The organism is Streptomyces sp. KR55 (assembly GCF_052245645.1).
GTDB lineage: Bacteria > Actinomycetota > Actinomycetes > Streptomycetales > Streptomycetaceae > Streptomyces > Streptomyces flavusporus.
In genome coordinates, this window is record NZ_JBQQCE010000816.1 from 1 (window position 1) to 2,228 (window position 2,228).

Sequence of the window (2,228 nt, forward strand, 5' to 3'; positions counted from 1 at the left end):
TCCGGCCGGCCGAGCGCAGCGCGGTGACGATACGGACCTTGTGGGCCGGGGTGACCCGGGCGAACACCGTGATGTCCGGCAGCGTCCGGGCGAGCGCGTCGTCGTCCAGGGCGTCCAGCTCCGCCCCGGTCATCAGCCGGGGCTCCTCCTCGGGCTGCAGCTCCCGGGCGATCGCGGCGGCGGTGCTGGGATGGTCCCCGGTGAGCATGACGATGCGCACCCCGGCCCGGGACAGCCGGTCCACGCTCTCCGCGGCCGTGGCCCGCACCGGGTCCGCCAGGCCCAGCAGGCCCAGCAGACACAGCCCGTCGACGTCCGCGTCGCCGAGCTCGGCGGGACCTTCCCGCGGCGCGCCCGTCGGCAGGACGTGCTCGGCGACCGCGAGGACCCGCAGACCGTGCCGGGCCAGCCGGTCGATCTCCGCCTCGATCTCCTCCCGCAGCGGGTCCCCGAACGGCTCGGTGGCATACGGCTCGGCGGCACCCCGGCGGATGCGGTCACAGCGGGCCAGTACCACCTCGGGTGCGCCCTTGACGGCGAGCCGCGCCTCGGAGTCGGTCCGCCCCAGCACGGCGTGGAAGCCGCGCCCCGGCTCGAACGGCAGCTCCGCCAGCTGCTCCCAGGTGTCCGAGCCGAGCCCGGCGGCCCGCTCCGGGGAGGCGCCGAGCAGCTCGGCCCCCGCAGCGATGGCACGGTCGGTGGGGTGGGCGAGCGTTGCGGCCGGGCCCCGCGGACCCGCCAGGGCCGCCGTGGCGACGATCCGGCGCAGCGCCGGGGTGAGCCGGTCGGGCGGACGGCGTTCCAGGGCGTCGGAGACCTGCTGAAGACTGATCCGGCCCTCGGTGAGCGTGCCGGTCTTGTCGAAGCACAGGACGTCGGTGCGGCCCAGCGCCTCGATGGTGGAGGCGCTGCGGACCAGGGTGTCGCGGGTGGACAGCCGGCGCGCCGCGGCCAGCTCCGCGACCGTGGCGACGAAGGGCAGCCCCTCCGGTACGGCCGCGACACACAGGCTGACCGCGGAGCCCAGGGCGGCGCCCGCGGGTCGCCTGCGCAGCAGTTCGACGGCGAACAGGACGACCCCGGCGGCGATGGACAGCGGCAGGAACCACCGGCCCAGCGCCTTCAGCCGCCGCTCCACACCGCTCTCCGGCGGCCCGCCCTCGGGGCCCGCCTCCGCCGCACTGCCCGCCTCGGTGGCCGTCCCGGTGGCGACGACCACGGCGAGGGCATGGCCGGCCGCCACCGTCGTCCCCTGGTAGAGCATCGACGTCCGGTCCGCGACCGTCCGGGCCGCGGTCGGCGCGGCGCTCTTCACGACCGGCAGCGACTCACCGGTGAGACTGGACTCGTCCACCTCCAGACCCATCGCCCGCACCACCCGGCAGTCCGCCGGAACCGCGTCCCCGGCCCGCAGCTCGATCACATCGCCGCGCACCAGATGCTCACCGGCCGCCTCCACCGCCTCGGCCCGGCCGGGCCGCCGCACCCTCACCCGCGCCGAGGTCGCCTCGACCAGCCGTTCCGCCGCCTCGTCGGCCTGCTGCCGCTGCACCCCGCCGACCAGTGCGTCCACGCCGAGCACCCCGCCGATGAGTACGGCGTCGAGCACGGAGCCGAGCGCCGCCGAGATGCCGCCGCCGACCGCCAGAACAGGGGTGAGCGGATTGGCCAGTTCCTCCGCGACCCGGCCGATCAGGGTGACGGCGCCATCGTGCCGGTCATGGCCCTCGAACTGCCTGCGCCGGGCGGCCTCGGCCTCGTCCAGCCCGCGGGAGGAGGTGCCCAGACGGGCCATCACCTGACGTACCGTCATGGCGTGCCAGGGCGTGCGCTCGGCGGCGGCCGGGGCGGGACGCCCGTGCAGCTGCCAGCCTGCCCAGAAGCCCGCCGCGATCCCGGCGATGGTCACCCCGTCGGTCACCAGGCGGGCCCGCACCCAGGCCCGTGGGCGGGGCACCAGGAGGGCGAGGCCCGCGCCCAGCACGGCGCCGGCGGCCTCCAGCCGGGTGCACAGCCGGCTGATCCGCCGGGCCTCCGGCAGGGCCGTCAGCAGCAGGTGGACGACATCGGGCGGGGCGGCGACATCGGCGTCCCACGGCACGTGCCGGGTGACGGTGATCACCCCGATGCCCAGGTCCGCGCGGACGAGTGCGCGCCGGGTCCGTGCCGAGACCACCGCGACACCGTGCCCGTCGGCCTGGAGAGAGCGCACCAGGGCGGCCGTACGC

At 76.8% G+C, this 2,228-nt stretch carries 1 protein-coding gene; it reads right to left on the bottom strand.

Features of this window, described 5'->3' with window-relative positions:
• Positions 1 to 2,212, bottom strand: a 2,212-nt coding sequence (locus ACTWQJ_RS50455) for an HAD-IC family P-type ATPase (protein WP_443313051.1), incomplete at its 3' end; no start/stop codon positions are given.
• Positions 2,213 to 2,228 lie beyond the last annotated feature (16 nt).